We start from the raw sequence: 18523 nt of genomic DNA, 5'->3' as shown, positions 1-18523 counted from the left end.
AGGGGTATTTCTACGATGAAGGGACCTGAACGAGAGGAACACCGTGACGGCCGTGTCGGATTTGCCGCGCCCCCGGATCGGCGATGCGCCGGAACCATTCAGAGGTGGAACCATGAGAATCCCCCCCGACGTCGAGACCGACACCCGCGACCTGTTCCGCAGCGCCTTCCGCCGCCACGCCGCCGGCGTGGCCGTCGTCACCACGGCGGGGCCGGTCGGGTTCACCGCCACCTCCCTCGCATCCGTCTCGATGGAACCGCCGCTGGTCACCTTCGGCATCGGGCTGGGGTCGTCGAGCTGGCCCGCGATCCGCGACCGGGACAGCTTCGTCGTCCACATCCTGGGCGAGTCCCAGCGCGACCTGGCCGTGCTGTTCGCGCGCAGCGGCGCCGACCGCTTCGGCCCGGAGACCGGGTACGACGTCCTCGACACCGGTGAACCCGTGCTCCACGGCGTGGCGGCGTGGTTGCGGTGCGAGATCAGGGAACGGTTCGTGGCGGGGGACCACCGGCTGGTGGTCGGCCTGGTCACCGAGGGGGAGACGATCCCCGGACGGCGGCCGCTGCTCTACCATGACGGAACTTTCGGATCCTTCACCTAGGAGACCCGGTTTGTCCTTCCACGAACCGCTGCACCACGTCGTGCCCGCCGGGTTGTCGGACGAGACGGCCCAGACGTCCGGGATGTACCGGCGGGCGGCCATCAGCGGGCAGAGCGTCGGCTCGGCCCGGCTCTGGATGGGGCAGACCCACGTCGCCCCGTCCACCCGATCGGCCGACCACCACCACGGCGACTCCGAGACCGCGATCTACGTCGTCAGCGGGCACCCGTCGTTCGTCTTCCTCGGCGACGACGGCGCGGAGCGGCGGATCGACGCCTCGCCGGGCGACTACGTGTACGTGCCGCCGTTCACGCCGCACCGGGAGGAGAACCCCTCGCCCGACGAGGAGGCGGTGGTGGTGATCGCGCGGTCGTCGCAGGAGGCGATCGTGGTCAATCTCCCGTCATTGGGATCTACTTTGTAAAGGCGCCGGGGCGGGGCTAGTCTGTCGCGGTGCCGTACAAGACCCTCGACGACGTGGTCGAACACGAGACGGAGGTGCGGCGGTCGCGGTTCGTCTGCGCCGTCGCGCCGGCCCCCTCGGAACAGGCCGCCCGCGAGTTCATCTCGGCCCGCCGCGCCCTCTACGCCGACGCCACCCACAACTGCACCGCCTACGTCATCGGCGCCGGCGCGCGCCGCTCCGACGACGACGGCGAACCGGGCGGCACGGCCGGCACCCCGATGCTCGACGTGCTGCTCCGGCGCGGCTACGCCGACGTGGTGACGGTGGTGACCCGCTTCTTCGGCGGCGTGCTGCTGGGCGCCGGAGGGCTGGTGCGGGCCTACGGCGGCGCGGTGGGGGAGACCCTCGACCGGGTGAGACCGGTCACGATGGTCGAGGCCCGCCTGGTGACGGTGTCGATCGACCACGCCCACGCGGGCCGGCTGGAGAACGACCTGCGTGGCCGTTACGACGTGCGCGGGGTCACCTACGGCTCGGGAGTGGCCTTCGACGTCGCGGTGGCCGACCCCGCCGGGTTCGAGGAGTGGCTGGCCACCGCGACGGCCGGACGGGCGACCGCCTCAGCGGGCGACCTTCTGTTCGTGCGCGCGGAAGACGCCTGAGCAGGCCACCACGATGATCCCGGCGACCGGGACGACCAGCAGCCCCATCCGCAGCGAGCTCGCGTCGGCGATGAGCCCGACCAGCGGTGGCGTGAGCAGGAAGCCGGCCCGCAGCAGCCACGACAGCAGGGTCAGCCCGGTGCCGGGCCGGAAGCCGGGCAGCTGGTCGGCGGCGTGCATGGCACCCGGGATGAGGGTGGCGCTGCCGAACCCGGCCAGGCCGAAGCCCGCGACGGTGCCGGGCACGCTCGGGAAGGCCAGCGCGAGCCCGAACCCCAACGCGATCAGCAGGCCGCCGGCCCGCGCCACGGCGGCCTGGCCCCACCGGTCGACGAACCGGTCGCCCAGCGCGCGCCCGACGAACTGCGCGCCCACCACGGCGACCAAGCCGAACGCCGCGATGCCGGGGGCCGCGCCGAGCGAGCCCGACAGGTAGACGGCGGCCCAGGTGCCGCCGGCGTCCTCGACGGTGGCGCCGCAGATCGCGATGACGGCGAGCAGGGCGAGCGCGCCGTAGGCGACCGACTTTGCCGGGGCGGCGGGCCGGTCGGAGCTCGAGGCCTCCACGGGCTCGCGCGGCTCGGGGCCGGGGAGCAGGAAGCGGTAGGCGACCACGTTGACGATGACGAACGTGACCGCCGAGATGGTCAGGTGCAGGCCGAGCGACAGGCCGAGCGCGGCGGCGCCGCCGCCCATGAGCCCGCCCAGGACGGCGCCCAGGCTCCAGATGGCGTGGAAGGAGTTGATGATCGAGCGGCCGTAGAGCCGCTGCACGCGCAGGCCGTGGGTGTTCTGGGCGACGTCCACGACCGAGTCGAGCGCCCCGACGGCGAACAGCGCCCCGGCGAGCAGCGCCCAGCTGGGGGCGAGCCCGGCGAGCAGCACGAACCCGCTGGTGAGGATCATGCCGCCGACCGCGACGCGGGAGGACCGGAGCCGCCGGATGAGGATGCCCGCCAGCAGCCCGGAGGCGAGCGACCCGGCGGGCACGGCGGCGACGGCCAGTCCGAACTGGGCGTTGGACAGGTCGAGGGCCTCGATGATGGCGGGGTAGCGCGGCATCAGGTTGGCGAAGATCGCGCCGTTGGTCAGGAACAGCAGGGCGACCGCGACCCGGGCACGGCGGTCGGCGGGGGAGATCAGGGGTCGGCCCTCCAGGAGGTCGTGCGTGGTGCTTGCGATGGGTCGGTCCGGGCCCAGCCTTTCAGGATTGTCCGCTAATGCGTAACTTCGCCCTTTGTCAGCCTTCGAGGGCGTACTGCATGGCGCGGAACTTCGACTGCGCCTCCGCGAGCTCGGCGGCCGGGTCGGACCCGCCCATGATGCCGCAACCTGCGAAAAGGCGGGCACGCGGGCCGTCGAGCTGGGCGCAGCGCAGTGCGATGCCCCACTCGCCGTCGCCCTGGGCGTCGATCCAGCCGACCGGCCCGGCGTAGCCGCCCCGGTCCATGCGCTCCAGCCGGGGGATGAGGGCGACCGCGTCGTCGGTCGGGGTGCCGCCGACGGCGGCCGTGGGGTGAAGGGCGGCCACCACGTCGAGCACCGACGCGCCGTCGTCGAGCCTGCCGGTGACCCGGCTGGCGAGGTGCTGCACGTTGGGCAGCGAGAGCAGCTCGGGTGCGGCCGGCACGTCGAGCTCGGCGCACAGCGGCTTCAGCGCGGCCTCGACCGAGGCCACCGCGCAGGTGTGCTCGTAGCGGTCCTTCGGCGAGTCGAACAGGGTGGCCGGGTCGGCGCCGCTGGGGATGGTGCCGGCCAGCACGAGCGACTCGATGGCCCGCCCGGTGTGCCGCACGAGCAGCTCGGGCGTGGCCCCGATGAGGCCGCCGACGGAGAAGGTGTAGCACTCGGGGTAACGGGCCGCGAGGCGGGCCAGCGGGACCCGCGGGTCGATGTCGGTGTCGGCCGTCGCGATCAGGTCGCGGGCCAGCACGACCTTCTCCAGCTCCCCGGACGTGATGTGCCGCACGGCCGTGGCGACGGCGTGCTCCCAGCCGGGCGCGGTCAGCGCGCCGTCGGAGTAGCGGATGCGCCCCGGCGGGACGGCGGGCGTGACCAGCCCCAGGTTCTCCTCACCGACCGTGGTCAGCCAGGCCTGCCCGTCGCGCCGGGCCACCACCACCCGGGGGACGACGAGGACCGACCCCGCCGAGGCGGGGTCGAAGGTGAAGCTGCCGAACGCGACGGGCCCGGAGCCGGGCCTTCTGACCTGGTCGTCGATGTCGGCGTGCCCGAACGCGCCGGCCAGCCAGTCGCGGGCCCACGCGAACCGGCCGGGCCCCGGCGGTATGGTCACCCGCAGCGCCTCGCCCCACGCCACCAGCCCGTCGCCGTGGTGCACCCACGTGTAGGACGCCGGACCCGGCAGCAGGGAGATGAGGTCACCGGGGTCGCGTACCGGGACCGTGCGGACCACGAGCGGGGGATGAAGTCCGAGGGCGACGCTCACCTGACCCACTTTACGCAGAAACTGAACGTGTTCGACATCGGGTCCCTTTCGTCGGTACGCCGGTGTCAAGCCCCGATAGCAGCTTGGTCATGGAAGAGACGCCTGCCGCCTCGGTAATAGAGCCTTGGCGTTCGTGATCTCTACCTTTGGCTCCCGGAGGTGTCCATGATCAAGAAGATCACGCCGGTGGCCGCTGCCGTCGCGCTGCTCGTGTGGCCTGGAACGGTCCAGGCCGCAACCCCGCCGATGACCATCGCGGCGCTCGGCGACTCGATCACCGCGGGCTTCAACGCCTGCGGCTGGTACGTCGCCTGCACGTCGCGCTCGTGGGCGGCCGGCGACCACAAGGACGTGAACAGTCACTACCTGCGCCTGCTGGCCGACGGGGCCGACGTCAAGGGCCGCAACCGCAACTTCGCGTACAACGGCGCGACCAGCGACGACCTGATGGAACAGATGGAGAAGGCCATCGAGGCCAAGGCCACCTACGTGACGATCCTCGTCGGCGCGCAGGACGCGTGCGTGCGCACCGAGAGCCAGATGACCCCGGTGGCGACCTACCGGGCGCGCGTCGACGCGGCGCTGGCCGAACTGGCCCCGACGGGCGCGCAGGTGCGCATCACCAGCATCCCCGACCTGAAGCGCCTGTGGCGGGTCGCCAAGGACAACCCCGTCGCGCGGGCGTTCTGGGGCGTCGCGCGCATCTGCCAGACGATGCTGGCCAACCCGACCTCGACCGCGCCGAAGGACGAGGCCCGGCGCGACCGGGTGCGGGCGCGGGTGATGGCGTACAACAACGAGATGGCCAAGGCCTGCGCCGCGTACGGGCCGCTCTGCCGGTACGACAACGGCGAGGTGTTCCGCTACCAGTTCCCGGTGTCGATGGTGAGCAAGTGGGACTTCTTCCACCCCAACGCCGAGGGGCAGAAGACGATCGCCCGGTTGACGTTCCAGCGGGTGGAGTCGCCGGTCTAGAGCCAGCCGTTGTGGCGGGCCACCCCGGCGGCCTCGACCCGGTTGCGGGTGCCGGTCTTGCCGATGGCCGACGACAGGTAGTTGCGGACCGTGCTCTCCGACAGGTGGAGGCGGGCGGCCAGGTCGGCGATCGTGGCGCCGTCGCCGGCGATGGCGAGGATCTCGCGTTCCCGTTCGGTCAGCGGGCTCGGCCCGGCCGACAGGGCGGCGGCGGCCAGGGCGGGGTCGACGACGCGTTCGCCGCGCAGCACCCGGCGGATGGCGTCGGCGAGGTCCTCGACCGGGCCGTCCTTGACGAGGAAGCCGCGGGCCCCGGCGTCCATGGCCCGGCGCAGGTAGCCGGGGCGGCCGAACGTGGTGAGGATCAGCACCCGGCAGGCGGGCAGCCGGTCGCGCAGGTCGGCGGCGGTCTCCAGGCCGCCGCGGCCGGGCATCTCGATGTCGAGCAGGGCGACGTCGGGCCGCGCCTCCAGGGCGGCGGGCACGACCTGGGTGCCGTCGCCGACCTGGGCGACGACCTCGATGTCCGGTTCGAGGCCGAGCAGCAGGGCCAGGGCGCCGCGCATCATGCCCTGGTCTTCGGCCAGCAGCACACGGATCATCAGGGGGTGGCTCCTTCCGGGAGGCCGACGGTGAGCCGGAAGCCCCCGGCGGGGGCGTTCCCGGCGGTGAACCGGCCGCCCGCCGCCTCGACGCGTTCGCGCAGGCCGCCGAGCCCGTTCCCGGACGCGGGTCCGGTGACCCCGGCGCCGTCGTCGGCGACGGTCAGCTCGGCCCCGTCACCGTCGCCGACGACGAGGGTGATGGCGCAGGTCCGGGCGGTGCTGTGGCGGATCACGTTGGTGACGCCCTCGCGCACCGCCCAGCCGAGCAGCGCGTCGGTCTCGGGCGTGAGCGGGCTGTCGGGGCCGCGCACGGTCAGCTCGATGCCCGCGGCGGCCAGCGCGTCGCGGGCGGAGGAGAGCTCGGCGTCGAGCCCCCGGCCCCGGTAGCCGGTGACGGCGGCCCTGACCTGGGTGAGGGCCTGGCGGCCGATCTCCTCGATGTCGGCGGCCTGCCGGGCGGCGGCCGCGCCGTCGCGGGGGGCCAGCCGCCGGACCGCCTCGGCCTTGACGACCATGACGGACAGGGTGTGGCCGAGCAGGTCGTGCAGGTCGCGGGAGAAGCGCAGGCGCTCCTCCGAGACGGCCACCCGGGCGAGCTCCTTCCGGGTGGCCCGGAGTTCGGCGATGGTGTCCCAGAGCTGCACGATGATCCACGGCACCAGCCCGGCGACGAACACCCCCCAGCCGGAGAAGGCGACGTTCAGGCCGCCGACGTCGCTCCTGACGGCGGCGGCGACCGCGACGGCGGTGAGCGGCACCAGCAGCGCCACTCCCGGCCATCGGCGGACGATCGCGCCGGTGAGGACGGCGCTCATCGTGAGCGCGAAGGTGAAGGCGCCGCCGAAGGCCAGGGCGGCCGCCGAACTCGTGACGCCCAGCAGGGCCAGGGTGAGGCGCGACTGGCGGCGGGCGGTCCACAGGTAGAGGGCGGTGATCGCGACCACGGCCGCCCAGCGGACGATCGAGGGCCGGGCGACCGTCTCCAGGACGGGGAGGGCCATGAGGAGGACCCAGAAGGCGAATCCTCCCTGACGGTTCGTCATGCACTCCTCCCGGCACGGCGGAAACCGTACAAAGCGTAAAGGGTGAAGACGGCGGTCCACCCCAGCAGGAGCAGCACCGATCGCGGTGAGGGGGCCTCGCCGAAGAGGACGGCCCAGGGCAGGTTGGCGTACGCCGCCACCGGGCTCCACTCGCTGACGGCCTGCAACCAGCCGGGGAAGCCGGCGGCCGGGAACCACAGGCCGCCGACGACCGACAGGGAGATGTAACCGGCGAGGTTGGCGGCGGCCGCGTTCTGCGGGCTCAGCAGGTAGGCGTTGCCCAGGGCGAACAGGCTGAACGGGATCGTGCCGGCCCAGAGCAGCAGGGTGACCGCGACCCACGCGGACGGCGTCAGCGGCACCCCGTTGACCAGCCCCCCGGCGGTCAGGACGAGCAGGATCGAGGGCACCACGATGATCGCGCCGGTGGCGGCCTTCCCGGCGATGACCCGCCACGGCGCGATGGGCAGCACGGCGAGCTGGGCCAGCCAGCCGAGGGCCTTGTCCTCGCTCGTGCCGGTGCCGTTGCTGAACGCGCCGCCGAGTGCGCCGTAGGCGGCCATGCCCACCATGCTCCACGCGGCGGCGGCGGCCCGCGCCTCGTCGCCCTGGGCGCCCATGGCGAGGTTGCTGAAGATCAGGTACAGCACGACCGGCAGGGTGAGGCTCATCACGATGAAGCCGTGGTCGCGCAGCATCTTGCGGACTTCGAGGCGGATGTAGGCGGTCATGCGATCCTCCCGGAGATGAGGGCCAGGAAGGCGTCCTCCAGGTCGCCGCCCCGCTTGATCTCGGCGCTGGTGCCGTCGGCGACGAGCCGGCCGCGGTTGAGCACGACGATGCGGTCGGCGAACCGGTCGGCCTCGTCGAGGTGATGGCTGGAGAAGACGACGGTGCGGCCGCTCGTCGACAGGCCGTCCCAGAAGTCGCGGCGGGCCTCGACGTCGAGCCCGGCGGTGGGCTCGTCGAGCACGAGCAGCTTCGGGTCGCCGGCCAGGGCCATGGCGAACCGCACCCGCTGGCGCTGTCCGCCCGACAACCGGTCGACGCGGGCGCGGTCGAGCCCGGTGAGCCCGGTCTGGGCGACGATCTCGTCGTAGGGGAGCGGCGCGGGGAAGACGGCGCGGGCGAACCGCACCAGCTCGCGGACGGTGACGCGGGGCGGCAGCCCGATCTCCTGCTGCATGACCCCGACGAGCCCGTCGTTGACCGCCGAGCGGGAGTCGCGCCCGAAGAGGGAGGTGGCGCCGGCGTCGGGCGCGAGCAGCCCGAGCAGCACGCTGATGGTGGTGGTCTTGCCCGCGCCGTTGGGCCCGAGCAGGGCCAGGCGCTGCCCCTGGGGGACCGTCAGGCTGAGGTCGTCGACGGCGAGGACGTGCCGGTAGGCCTTGCGCAGGCCCCGGATGACGATGGCGTCGGTCATGACGACGACGCTATTTGCGGCGCTCGCGCGGCCGTAGGGAGCCGGATCCCGAGATCGGCGGGACAAATGTCCTAACGGAACAGCCCGAGCTGCTCCGCGTCCGGCGCGCGCGCCGGAAGGGCGGCCGGGCGGCCCGCGCGCTCCCTGATGCCGTGCCTGCGGGCCAACTCGGCCACCTGGTCGGTGATGCGCCGCTGGTAGGCCTGGGGCGCGTAGGCTCCCCGCCCGTAGAGCTCGCGGTAGCGCGGCACCAGGCGCGGATGGTCGCGCGCCAGCCATTCGAGCCACCACTCGCGCGCGCCGGTGCGCAGGTGGAGCACGAGCGGGGTCACGCCGGTCGCCCCCGCCTCGGCGATCTCCTTCACGGTCGCCTCGAGCTGGGCGGGGGAGTCGGTCAGGTAGGGCAGGATCGGCGCCATCAGCACCGAGCACGGGACGCCGGCCTCGTTGAGCGCGGCCACGGCGCCCAGCCGGGCGCGCGGGCTCGGCGTTCCCGGCTCGGTGGCCCGCCAGGCCGCCGGGTGGGTGGTGCCGATCGACATGGCCGTGGACACCCGCGTCCGCCGGGCCGCCTCGGCGAGCAGGTCGAGGTCGCGGAGGATGAGCGTGCCCTTGGTCAGGATCGAGAAGGGGTTGGCGAACTCGGTAAGGACCCGGATGATGCCGGGCATCAGCCGGTAGCGCCCCTCGCACCGCTGGTAGGGGTCGACGTTGGTGCCCATCGCGATGGGGTCGCCCCGCCAGCGCGGCGCGGCGAGCTCGCGGCGCAGCAGCTCGACGGCGTTGGTCTTCACGACGATCTTCGTGTCGAAGTCGTGGCCCGCGTCGAGGTCGAGGTAGGTGTGGGTGTTGCGGGCGAAGCAGTAGACGCACGCGTGGGTGCAGCCGCGGTAGGGGTTGAGGGTCCACTCGAACGGGACGCGACTGGCGCCGGGGACGCGGTTGACGATCGAGCGGGCGTGGATCTCGTAGAAGGTGACGCCGCGGAACTCGGGCGTGTCGATCGTGCGGACGACCGCACCCTTGGTGATCAGGGCGTTGTCGGGCCGTTCGGGGATGAGTTGCAGGTTGTCCCAGCGCATTCCATGATTGGAACACCTGTTCGATCATGATCGCAACGGAAAGCGGGGGCAAATCGCACCCCACCAAACGGCTAACGATCTTCTTTAGGGGGAACGACGTCCGCACACACCTTGCATCCCTGGGAGGTGCGCCATGTCCTGGTCGCAAGACGAGGAGCGGATGCTGGCGATGATCGAGCGGCACCTCACAGACGAGGATCCGCGGCTGGCCGCCCGTTTAGAGTCGTTCAACGAACGGGTGGAGCGGGGCGAGCGCAATCGCCGCCGCACCGACAAGAAGAGACGCCGGTGGCGGCGGTCGACGGTGGTGATCGCGGTGAGCTGGTTGCTGATCGCGACGTTGATCGCGACGCTGCTGGTGATGGCCTTCCACAACGACGCGGCGGCGGTTCCCTTCTAGCTCCGTCACGGCTCCGCCCGGCCGCCACCGCCCGCCGCCCCCGGTGCGGGCCCTCCACCGGCGCCGGCCGCCCGCTCCCGGCGGCCCGCCGTCACGGGTTAAATGCTTTGTCCGCGCCATTCCCCGATGTCTACAGTGACCCGCATGGCTTCTGCATTCTGCTGCCCCTTCTTCATTCGCATCCGCCGCGGCCGGGCTCTGGCCCGCTAGCGGACGCGATTCATTCTCTGAACTGAGGGCATTTCGCGTCCCGGGCGCGCCCAGGGCCCTTCGAGACCCCATGAATCTCGAAGACCCAGAAGGGCAGTGCTGTGGCGCAGAATTTCGCGCACGGAAACTATTCGCATACCCAGAAGAAGGCCAGGAACAGCGGTGGCGGTCGCACGCCCGCCGACGGCGCGCGCCGGACGCTCTCGCAGAACTTCCTGGTCGACCGGCACGCCGTCGACCTGATGGTGAAGGCCGCCGCGCCCGAGGGGCTCGTGCTGGAGCCCGGCGCGGGGGAGGGGGCGCTCACGTTCGCGCTGGCCGAGGTGGCCGCGCGGGTGATCGCCTACGAGATCGATCCCCGGCTCGCGGGGCGGCTCGCCTCCCGTACGAAGGACGATTCCGTCATCGAAGTGGTGAGAGGTGATTTCACGCGTGCGCGGGTACCACGGGAACCGTTCGCGGTGGTGGGGAACATTCCGTATTCGGTCACTTCGAAGATCGTCGACTGGTGTCTTCGGGCGCCGGATCTATCGTCGGCGACACTACTGACCCAGCGTGAGTACGCCCGCAAGCGCACCGGCGACTACGGCCGCTGGAGCCTGGTCACGGTCGAGTCGTGGCCGTGGTTCCACTGGCGGCTCGGGCACACCGTCTTCCGGGAGTCGTTCCGGCCGGTGCCCTCGGTCGACTCGGCGATCCTGCGCATCGAGCGCAGGCCCGAGCCGCTGGTGCCCGACCGGCGCTCCTACCGCGCGCTGGTCGAGCTCGGCTTCGGCGGGACCGGCGGTTCGGTGCGGGCGTCGCTCAGGACCCGCTACGCGGGGGTGGACGCCGCCCTGTCGGCCGCGGGGGTGCCCCGCGACGCCGTCGTGGGACACGTCCACCCCGACCAGTGGGTCACGCTCTGGCGGTGCCTGCACTGAGCTCAGGCGAGCCAGATCGAGGCGAGCTGCCGGGCGGCCAGCGACGGCGGGGTGGCGCGCAGCAGCGTGTCGCGCAGCCACGCGGCCGGCCCGGTGCGGGTGGTGAGCCGCGACTGACGGCTGGAGGCGGCCATGAGCCTGTTGGCTCGTGGCCGCCTTTCGGCGTCGTAGCGGCCGAGCCGTTCGGCCGCCTCGGCCGGGGTCGCGCTCTCAAGGTGCCTGACCAGGGCCGCGGCGTCCTCGAAGGCCTGGCTCGCGCCCTGCCCCAGATCGGGGGGCATGCCGTGGGCGGCGTCGCCGAGCAGGCAGATCCGGCCGGTCGTGTAGGTCGCCAGCGGCTTGGCCAGCCGGGTGATGGGATCGACGTGGACGTCGGCCACGGCGGTCGCCCGCAGGACGGCCGGCACGGCCGGGTGCCAGCCCGCCATGAGCTCGGCCACCTGCTCCCGGGCCTGCTCCGGCCCCGGGACGGTCGCGGGCAGAGGAGTGTCGGTGAACCAGTACAGGCCGCCGGACCCCATCGGGAACAGCCCGAACATCGCGCCGCTGTGCCGGTCGAGGAGGATCGCGGTGAGCAGGTCGTCGACGCCGGGGATCCGGCCGAGCGTGCCGCGCAGGTCCAGGCGGCCGGTCCGCTCGGTGCCCGGGTGGGCGGGGAACAGGCGGGCGCGCAGGCGGCTGCCGATCCCGTCGGCCACGACCACGGCGTCGGCGGCGTCGACGTGGTCGACGAGCACGCGGCCGGGCTCCTCGGCGAGGCCGCCGACGGCGACGCCCGTCCGGATCCGGTCGGCCGGCAGCCGCTCGCGCAGGGTTTGGTGCAGGACGGCGCGGTCGACGACGACGGTCGGGCCGTAACGTTCCTGGGCCTTGGCGGCGTCGGTGACCAGGAGCGGACGGCCGGCGCGGTCGCGCAGCCCGCCCTGGGCGGTGGGCGCGGCGTGCTCCCGCAGGGGCGCGCCCAGGCCGAGGGTGTCGAGGGCGGCCAGGCCGTTGGGCATGACGACGATGCCGGTGCCGGTCTCACGCAGCTCGGGGGCGCGTTCGTAGAGGGTGACGTCGTGGCCGGTCAGGTGGAGACCGGTGGCGGCGGTGACGCCGCCGAGCCCGGCTCCGATGATCGCGATTCGCATGGGGGTCCCGTCATTCACTACGGTCGTACTACTACCGTTATTGGTAGCATGGCCGGGTGCCGCCCACCAATCCGGACCGCCGCCGGGCCCTGACCGACGCCGCCATCGGGCTGCTCGCCTCGTCGGGGGTGCACGGCCTGACCCACCGCACCGCCGAACGCGCGGCGGGCCTGCCGACGGGCACGGCGTCCAACTACTTCCGCAACCGCGAGGCCCTGCTGGTGGCCGCGGCCGAACGGGTGGTCGAGCTGCACCTGGCCGACATGGACGCCGCCGCCGGGCGCCAGACGGGCGAGCCCGACCTGGTCGGCCTGCTGACCGACTCGCTGCTGGGCGCGGCGACCGTGCTGCGCGACCGCTACCTGGCCATCTTCGAGCTACGGCTGGAGGCCGTCCGCCGCCCGGAGCTGAACCGGGCCCTGGAGGGACTCCAGGCGGCGGCGACGGTGTTCACGGCCGGGCACCACGCCCAGCTCGGGCTCGCGATCCCGCCCGAGCGGGTGCCGGGGCTGATCGCGCTCTATGGCGGCGCGCTGTTCACCCTGGTCACGGCCCCCGAGGGGACGGTCACCCGGGAGGGCGTGGAGACGATCGTGCGGGCGATGGTGCCCGAGGCGCCGGGCTAGGGCTCCTGGCGGGTGATGGCCGGGTGGAGGGCGACGACCACCCGGTGGTCGCGGCCCCCCGGCGCCTGCTCGTCGTGGTAGCGGGAGACGAGGGAGGCCACGGCGGCCGACAGTTCCTCGGCGAAGGCGGCCCGGTCGCGGGGGCCGGCGAAGCGCACGGTCCCGTCGATCGCGAACGTGGCGACCTTCTGCCGGGCGCGTTCGGAGCGGGTGATCAGCGTGCCGACGTCCTTCACGAGCTGGGCCGCCACGGCGAGCAGCCAGGCCGCCGACAGGCGGTCGGGACGCCGGGAGGGGTCGGGTTCGACCGCCCCCAGCGCGGCGGGGGAGATGACGTAGGACCCGGCGGTGGCGCGCATGACCCGCTCGGTCACGTTGCCCTTGCGGCGCTCCTCGACGAGCTCGACCAGGCCGTGCTTCTCCAGCGTCTTCAGGTGGTAGTTGACCTTCTGCCGGGGCAGGCCGATCTTGGTGGCGAGCTGGGTGGCCGAGCCGGGCTCGGCCAGTTCGGCCAGGATGCGGGCGCGGACCGGGTCGAGGGAGACCTCGGCGGCCGCGGGGTCGTCGATGACCGCCACTTCGAACATGGCCTCAGAGTCTCACCGACAAGAAAAATTGTCAAAGGCCCCGCAGGAAGTCGGCCGCCACGGGCGCGGCCACCTTGCCGCCGCCTCCGCCGCCCTCCACCACGACCGCGAACGCCACGTCGCCGCGGTAGCCGTGGAACCAGGCGTGGGAGGGCAGCTCGGGCCCGCTGCCGTATTCGGCCGTGCCGGTCTTGCCGTAGGCGCCGCCGGGCAGCCCGGCCGACTTGGCGGTGCCCTTCGACACCACCGCCCGCATCATCGCGCGCAGGTCGTCGGCCACCCCGTCGGGCAGCGGCTTCTCCTTGGCCTTCTGCTTCAGGCCCGGGACCAGCGTCGGGGGCCGCCAGGTGCCGTCGGCGACGGCCGCGGCGACCGAGGCCATGATCAGCGGGCTGGCGATGATCTTCGCCTGGCCGAACGACTCGGCGGCGAGCTCGGCGTCGGAGGTGGCCTTCGGCATGCTGCCCTCGCTCGCCGGCACGCCGATGTTGAGCGGCTGGTTGAAGCCGAGGTCGCCCGCGGCGTCGTAGAGGCCCTCGGCGCCGAGGTGCTCCTGCGCCAGCGGGGCGAAGGTGGTGTTGCAGGAGTAGGCGAAGGAGTCGCTGAAGGTGATCGTGCCGTACTCGGCGTTGTCGCTGTTGCGGATCTTCAGGCCGCCGACGACGGCGTTCTCCGGGCAGGTCACGTTCTCGCCCGGGCCGACCCCCTTGGCCAGCAGGGCGGCGGCGGTGACCGTCTTGAAGGTCGAGCCGGGGGCGTACTGGCCGTTGAGCGCCCGGTTGAAGTCGCCGCGGTTGTTGGCGATGGCCAGGATCTCGCCGGTCGAGGGGCGGATGGCCACGAGTGAGGCGGGCTTGTCGAGGTCGCGGACGGCGTTCGCGGCGGCGTTCTGGATCGTCATGTCCAGGCTGGTCCTGACCGGCTCGCCCTCCTTGCCCTTGATCGACTCCAGGGGCGTGTCGCCGGCCATGACGTCGGTGGTGGGGGTGCCGGCCAGGCGTTTCTGGAAGGTCTCCTGGAGGCCGCCGCGTCCGATGGCCTGGTTCTTCCGGTAGGCGGGGCCGAGTTTCGCGACGTCCTTGGCGTTCGCCTTGTCGAGGAAGCCGACCAGCTGCTGCACCGACCCGCCGACGTCGGTGCCGTCGATGCGGTTGCCGTCGGCGTCGGTCAGCGCGGCCCGCTGCGGCCAGGTGGTCTTCAGCGCCAGCTTGGCGGTGCCGTCGATGCCGGGGTGCAGGGCCTGCGGCTTCCAATCGACCTTCCAGTGCCGGTCGAACACGACCAGGTCGAAGGTGCCCGTGTACGTCCAGGGCCCGACGTCGGCGATGTCGAGGGTCGCCGTGTAGGAGGCCTCGTAGCGGTCGTCGCCGGCGGGCGCCACCTGGCCCAGTTCGACGTTCTTCACGGTCGCCTTGAGATCCTTGGCGATCGAGGCGGTCACCGTGTCGAACGTCGCCGGGACCGGGGTCACCAGCTGCGTCTTCATCGCCGCCAGGTCGTCGGCCGCCCAGGCGGCGGCGTAGAGGCGGGCGGTCTCCTGAGGGGTGCCGCGGGTGTGCAGCACCCACCAGGCGCCGGCCCCGCCGCCCGCGGCGGCGACCACGCACGCCACCGAAATGATCGCTATCGTTCGTCCCCGCACGGCGACGAGCTTAGCGAATTCGTTACGAATTGGGCCGTTTGGCGTAGCTGGGCACGTACTCCTGGCCGGAGAGTTCGCGGATGGCGTCCATGATCTGGTCGGTGACCTCGCGCCGGTCGCGGGCCTTGGCGGCGTCGCCCTCGAAGGTCATCGGCTTGCCGATCGTGACGTCGATGCGGTGGACGCGCGGCACCGACGCGCCCGGCGGCAGCACCTTGTCGGTGCCCGCCAGCGCCACCGGCAGGACGGGCGCTCCCGTCGTCAGGGTCAGCCAGGCCACGCCGATCTTGCCCTTGTAGAGGCGGCCGTCGGGGGAGCGGGTGCCCTCGGGGTAGATGCCGAACAACCCGCCGTCGTTCAGGACGCCGGCGGCGGCGTCGAGCATCGCCTGGGCGGCGCCGGCGCTGTCGCGGTCGATCGCGATGTTGCCGCTCATGATCAGGCGGGTGATCGGGCTGCCGGTGAAGTATTCGTTCTTCGCGACGAAGGTGACCGGGCGGGGCATCAGCGCGGGCAGGAAGAAGGAGTCGAGCGCGGACAGGTGGTTGGCGGCGATGATCGCCGGGCCCGTCTCCGGGACGTGCTCCATCCCCACGACGCGCGGACGCCAGAGCGCGTGCATCACGGGGACGCTGACGACTTTGGCGACGCGGTAGAACAGCGACGACAAGGGGGCTCCTCCCTCGGTTGACCGCTCCAAGCCTAGATGTCGCCTGGACCGAGAGACGACGATGCCCCGCGCGCGGGCGGGGCATCGCTGGAGAACGTTTTAGGCCGGTGTGGTGGTCGCCTCCTCGGCGAGATGCACAACACGGTTCCAGCCGAACGGTATTCCGTGAAGGCGGTATATGCGGCCCGGGGGACACATCCACACCGGCACTACGTAGTTAACCACACGCGGGGGCTCGGTGTTCCCGCCCCGTAGGCTGGCCGCATGCCGATCACCACCCGCGCCCTCAACCGTGCCCTGCTCGCCCGCCAGGGTCTGCTGGAGCGGATGCGGCTCCCGCTGCCGGATGTGGCCGAGCGGATCGGCGCGCTGCAGATGCAGTACTGGCCCGCGCTGGGACCGGCGTTGTGGAGCCGCGCCCACGAGCTCGCGCCCGAGTCGCCCTGGCACGCCCACTCCACCGGCGACCTGGTCACCGGCACCCTGCTGCGCGGCACCATCCACACCGTCACCCCGGCCGACTACCCGGCCTACGCGGCGGTGTCGGCCGCCTCGAAGGTGGGCGCGTTCCGGGCCGGCCCTGAACCCGAGATCGGCGAGCTGCTCGACCTGGTGCGCGAGATGGGCGCCACCCCGCGTCCGGCCGCCGAACTGGTGGCCGCGATCGACGAATGGGTGGTCGCGCACCCGGGCGTGTTGTCCGACCGCGAGATCGAGCTCCAGCGCCTCTATCGGTGGACGTCGGTGATGATGCGGGTCGGGTTCATCCGCGTCCCGGCCGAGGGCACGTGGTCCAAGCGCACCCCGGTGCTGTTCGCGCTCGGCCCGGCCAAGGAGTTCCCGCCGCTGCGGGAGGCGCTCGACTTCGTCGTCCGCCGCCACCTGAGGGCGTTCGGCCCGGCCGCCGCCGAGGACGTCGCATCGTGGATCGCCTGGAACATCACGCCGGTCCGCGCGGCGCTGGAGGCCATGCCCGACCTGGTGACCTTCACCGACGAGGACGGCCGCACCCTCTACGACCTGCCCGGCGCGCCCCGGCCGGGCGAGGACGCCGAGGCGCCGGTCCGGCTGCTGCCGTGGTTCGACAGCACCCTGCTCGCCTACGCCCCCGGCCGCCGCACCCGCATCCTGCCCGACGCCCACAGGGACCACGTCTACGTGAAGGCCAACGGCCAGCTCAAGCCGTCGTTCCTGGTCGACGGGAGGGTCGCCGGGCTCTGGACCATGACGACGGCCAAGGGCGGGGCGGTGACGCTGGTGCTGACCCCGCTGGAGCAGGTCCCGATCCTGGCCAAGGCCGAGCTGGTCGCCGAGGCCAAGCGGCTGCTGGAGTTCGCCCACCCCGCCGCGACCTCCCACGAGGTGGTGTTCCGGGGCTAGAGCCCGCGTGCCATGCGGCGGCGGGCCAGGTGGAGCCCGAGGAGGGCGGTCACGACGGCCGCCGCCGCGCCCCACAGGACCGGCGCGTCGAGGAACCTCCCGGCGAACAGGGCGCGTTCGGCCTCGACGACGTAGGTGACCGGGTTGACGGCGGCGGCCACCTGCAGCCAGCCCGGCCCGTTCTCGACCGGCAGCAGCACGCCCGACAGCAGCAGCAGCGGGAACATGACGACCTGGGTGACGCCGTAGAACAACTCCCCGCCGGGCGCCGAGACGATGGCCAGCACGAACGACAACCCGCCGAGCCCGATCCCGAACACGACCAGCAGCGTCAGCCCGGTCAGCACGCCCGGCACGTGCGGGTCGAGGCCGAGCGGCACGGCCAGCCCGATGATCAGGACCGCCTGGGCCAGCAGGACGACGAACTCCTTGAGCGTGCGGCCGACCAGCAGGGCGGTGCGGCTGACCGGGGTGACGAGCAGGCGTTCCATCGAACCGCCGATGAGGTCGAGGAGCAGGAAGTACCCGGCCATCAGCGGCCCCGACAGGCACATCATGATCAGGATGCCGGGCACGAACCACTGCCAGGCCGGGCCCGGCGTGTCGGTGCCGTTCTCCAGCAGGGGGCCGAACAGGTAGAGGAACAGCAGCGGCTGGGCCATGGTGAAGACGAGCGAGAGGGGATCGCGCCAGACGGGGGCGAACTCGCGGCTGAAGATCGTGGCGGTGTCGCGGAGGAAGGTCACGGGTCAGGCCTCCTCGTCCTGGATGGTGCGGCCCGTCAGGGCCAGGAAGACGTCGTCGAGGGTCGGGCGGGAGCTCTCGGCCGTGTCGATCTTGAGCCCGGCCGCGTCCAGGGCCCGCACGAACTCGGGCAGCGCGCGGTCGGCCGCCGCCACGCGCAGGGTCAGCCTCGGGCCGTCGGAGGCGAGGCCGGCCGCGCCGGGCAGACCCGCCGCGATCTCGGCCGCGCGGGGGACGTCGGCCGGGTCGTGCAGGGTGACGGTCAGGCGGTCGCCGGCCAGGTCGGCCTTCAGGCGGCGGGCGGTGCCGTCGGCGATGATGCGGCCCTGGTCGATGACGACGACACGTTCGGCCATCGCGTCGGCCTCCTCCAGGTAGTGGGTGGTCAGGAACAGGGTGGTCCCGTGGTCGGCGCGCAGGCGCAGGATGTGCGACCAGATGTCGGCGCGGCTGGCCGGGTCGAGGCCGGTCGAGGGTTCGTCCAGGAACAGAAGGGGCGGGCGGTTCATCAGGCCGAGCGCGATGTCCAGGCGGCGGCGCTGGCCGCCCGACAACGTCGACGGCTTACGGGCGAACATCCCGTCGAGGCCGACCACCGTCAGCAGCTCCTCGGCGCGCGAGCGGGCCGCGCGGCGGGTCATGCCGTAGCAGCGGCCCTGGGTGACCAGCTCGTCGCCGATCCGGAACGCCTCCCCGGCGCCACCCTTCTGGCCGATGTAGCCGATCCGGGCGCGCACGGCCGCCGCCTCGGTCGTGACGTCGTGACCGGCCACCCGGGCCGTCCCGGACGTCGGCGGGAGCAGGCCGGTCAGCATCCGCAGGCAGGTCGACTTGCCGGCGCCGTTGGGCCCGAGGAAGGCCACGAGCTGACCGGGCTCCACGTCGAGGTCGACGCCGCGCACGGCGTCGACGGAGGTCTTCTTGAGGGTGTACGTCTTGGTCAGGCCACGGGCGTGAATCAT

21 protein-coding genes are annotated in these 18523 nt (G+C 72.7%); 8 read left to right on the top strand and 13 right to left on the bottom strand.

The window, feature by feature from the left end:
* The first annotated feature begins 112 nt into the window (after positions 1-112).
* From GT755_RS01405 to GT755_RS01395, 3 genes are read left to right on the top strand one after another with little or no spacing between them, the layout of a single operon-like run.
* Positions 113-601, top strand: a complete 489-nt coding sequence (locus tag GT755_RS01405; protein ID WP_161477859.1) for a flavin reductase family protein — start codon at positions 113-115, stop codon at positions 599-601.
* Positions 602-611: 10 nt separating this feature from the next.
* The gene (locus GT755_RS01400) at positions 612-1025 is read left to right on the top strand and encodes a cupin domain-containing protein (protein ID WP_235965766.1); all 414 of its coding nucleotides are present in this window, start codon (positions 612-614) and stop codon (positions 1023-1025) included.
* A 29-nt stretch (positions 1026-1054) separates the two neighbouring features.
* Positions 1055-1669 carry an IMPACT family protein gene (locus tag GT755_RS01395; protein ID WP_161477857.1) on the top strand — a complete coding sequence of 205 codons (615 nt, stop codon included), beginning with the start codon at positions 1055-1057 and terminating at the stop codon, positions 1667-1669.
* Here GT755_RS01395 and GT755_RS01390 read toward each other — a convergent pair.
* Both GT755_RS01390 and GT755_RS01385 read right to left on the bottom strand, forming a co-directional pair.
* The gene (locus GT755_RS01390) at positions 1628-2809 is read right to left on the bottom strand and encodes an MFS transporter (RefSeq protein ID WP_328794185.1); all 1182 of its coding nucleotides are present in this window, start codon (positions 2807-2809) and stop codon (positions 1628-1630) included. The two genes, GT755_RS01395 and GT755_RS01390, sit on opposite strands and share 42 nt — an antisense overlap.
* Before the next feature lie 100 nt (positions 2810-2909).
* A complete protein-coding gene (locus tag GT755_RS01385; RefSeq protein WP_161477856.1) occupies positions 2910-4118 on the bottom strand; it encodes an isochorismate synthase in 1209 nt (402 codons plus the stop codon).
* Between the two features lie 165 nt (positions 4119-4283).
* Here GT755_RS01385 and GT755_RS01380 point away from each other — a divergent pair, with 165 nt between their 5' ends.
* On the top strand, positions 4284-5093 hold the full coding sequence (locus GT755_RS01380; protein WP_161477855.1) for a GDSL-type esterase/lipase family protein: 810 nt from the start codon (positions 4284-4286) through the stop codon (positions 5091-5093).
* Here the strand turns inward: GT755_RS01380 and GT755_RS01375 are convergent.
* The 5 genes from GT755_RS01375 to GT755_RS01355 form a co-directional block, all read right to left on the bottom strand.
* The gene (locus GT755_RS01375; protein WP_161477854.1) at positions 5090-5695 is read right to left on the bottom strand and encodes a response regulator transcription factor; all 606 of its coding nucleotides are present in this window, start codon (positions 5693-5695) and stop codon (positions 5090-5092) included. The genes GT755_RS01380 and GT755_RS01375 overlap by 4 nt on opposite strands.
* Positions 5695-6741, bottom strand: a complete 1047-nt coding sequence (locus GT755_RS01370; protein ID WP_161477853.1) for a sensor histidine kinase — start codon at positions 6739-6741, stop codon at positions 5695-5697. The genes GT755_RS01375 and GT755_RS01370 overlap by 1 nt, the downstream gene beginning before the upstream one ends.
* On the bottom strand, positions 6738-7472 hold the full coding sequence (locus GT755_RS01365; protein ID WP_161477852.1) for an ABC transporter permease: 735 nt from the start codon (positions 7470-7472) through the stop codon (positions 6738-6740). The genes GT755_RS01370 and GT755_RS01365 overlap by 4 nt, the downstream gene beginning before the upstream one ends.
* Entirely contained in the window at positions 7469-8164 is a 696-nt protein-coding gene (locus tag GT755_RS01360; RefSeq protein WP_161477851.1) for an ABC transporter ATP-binding protein, read from the bottom strand. The genes GT755_RS01365 and GT755_RS01360 overlap by 4 nt, the downstream gene beginning before the upstream one ends.
* Before the next feature lie 71 nt (positions 8165-8235).
* Positions 8236-9246: an Rv2578c family radical SAM protein gene (locus GT755_RS01355; protein WP_161477850.1), complete on the bottom strand. Its 1011-nt coding sequence runs from the start codon at positions 9244-9246 to the stop codon at positions 8236-8238.
* A gap of 133 nt (positions 9247-9379) precedes the next feature.
* On the opposite strand from GT755_RS01355, the gene GT755_RS01350 reads away from it, so the two are divergent.
* Together GT755_RS01350 and erm are read left to right on the top strand one after the other, a co-directional pair.
* Positions 9380-9646 carry a DUF3040 domain-containing protein gene (locus GT755_RS01350; protein WP_030453621.1) on the top strand — a complete coding sequence of 89 codons (267 nt, stop codon included), beginning with the start codon at positions 9380-9382 and terminating at the stop codon, positions 9644-9646.
* A gap of 311 nt (positions 9647-9957) precedes the next feature.
* The gene (gene erm, locus GT755_RS01345; RefSeq protein ID WP_161477849.1) at positions 9958-10779 is read left to right on the top strand and encodes an ErmE/ErmH/ErmO/ErmR family 23S rRNA (adenine(2058)-N(6))-methyltransferase; all 822 of its coding nucleotides are present in this window, start codon (positions 9958-9960) and stop codon (positions 10777-10779) included.
* 2 nt (positions 10780-10781) lie between these two features.
* Here erm and GT755_RS01340 read toward each other — a convergent pair whose 3' ends face one another.
* A complete protein-coding gene (locus tag GT755_RS01340; RefSeq protein ID WP_161477848.1) occupies positions 10782-11912 on the bottom strand; it encodes an FAD-dependent oxidoreductase in 1131 nt (376 codons plus the stop codon).
* Positions 11913-11968: 56 nt separating this feature from the next.
* On the opposite strand from GT755_RS01340, the gene GT755_RS01335 reads away from it, so the two are divergent.
* The gene (locus tag GT755_RS01335; protein WP_161477847.1) at positions 11969-12538 is read left to right on the top strand and encodes a TetR/AcrR family transcriptional regulator; all 570 of its coding nucleotides are present in this window, start codon (positions 11969-11971) and stop codon (positions 12536-12538) included.
* On the opposite strand, the gene GT755_RS01330 is transcribed toward GT755_RS01335, so the two are convergent.
* From GT755_RS01330 to GT755_RS01320, 3 genes are read right to left on the bottom strand one after another with little or no spacing between them, the layout of a single operon-like run.
* A complete protein-coding gene (locus GT755_RS01330) occupies positions 12535-13125 on the bottom strand; it encodes an ArsR/SmtB family transcription factor (protein WP_161477846.1) in 591 nt (196 codons plus the stop codon). The genes GT755_RS01335 and GT755_RS01330 overlap by 4 nt on opposite strands.
* A gap of 31 nt (positions 13126-13156) precedes the next feature.
* A complete protein-coding gene (locus GT755_RS01325) occupies positions 13157-14767 on the bottom strand; it encodes a penicillin-binding transpeptidase domain-containing protein (RefSeq protein ID WP_161477845.1) in 1611 nt (536 codons plus the stop codon).
* A gap of 22 nt (positions 14768-14789) precedes the next feature.
* Positions 14790-15437, bottom strand: coding sequence for a lysophospholipid acyltransferase family protein (locus tag GT755_RS01320; RefSeq protein WP_235965764.1), 648 nt, complete (start codon positions 15435-15437; stop codon positions 14790-14792).
* Positions 15438-15701: 264 nt separating this feature from the next.
* On the opposite strand from GT755_RS01320, the gene GT755_RS01315 reads away from it, so the two are divergent.
* A complete protein-coding gene (locus tag GT755_RS01315; protein ID WP_161477844.1) occupies positions 15702-16817 on the top strand; it encodes a winged helix DNA-binding domain-containing protein in 1116 nt (371 codons plus the stop codon).
* On the opposite strand, the gene GT755_RS01310 is transcribed toward GT755_RS01315, so the two are convergent.
* Positions 16814-17563 (bottom strand): ABC transporter permease, encoded by a 750-nt coding sequence (locus tag GT755_RS01310; protein WP_161477843.1) that lies wholly within the window; start codon positions 17561-17563, stop codon positions 16814-16816. The two genes, GT755_RS01315 and GT755_RS01310, sit on opposite strands and share 4 nt — an antisense overlap.
* 3 nt (positions 17564-17566) lie before the next feature.
* Positions 17567-18523, bottom strand: coding sequence for an ATP-binding cassette domain-containing protein (locus tag GT755_RS01305; RefSeq protein ID WP_161477842.1), 957 nt, complete (start codon positions 18521-18523; stop codon positions 17567-17569).

The organism is Herbidospora solisilvae (assembly GCF_009901565.1).
In the GTDB taxonomy this organism is placed as follows: domain Bacteria; phylum Actinomycetota; class Actinomycetes; order Streptosporangiales; family Streptosporangiaceae; genus Herbidospora; species Herbidospora solisilvae.
The sequence above is the reverse complement of the archived record's forward strand: the minus strand, read 5'-3'. Positions and strand labels throughout refer to the sequence as shown.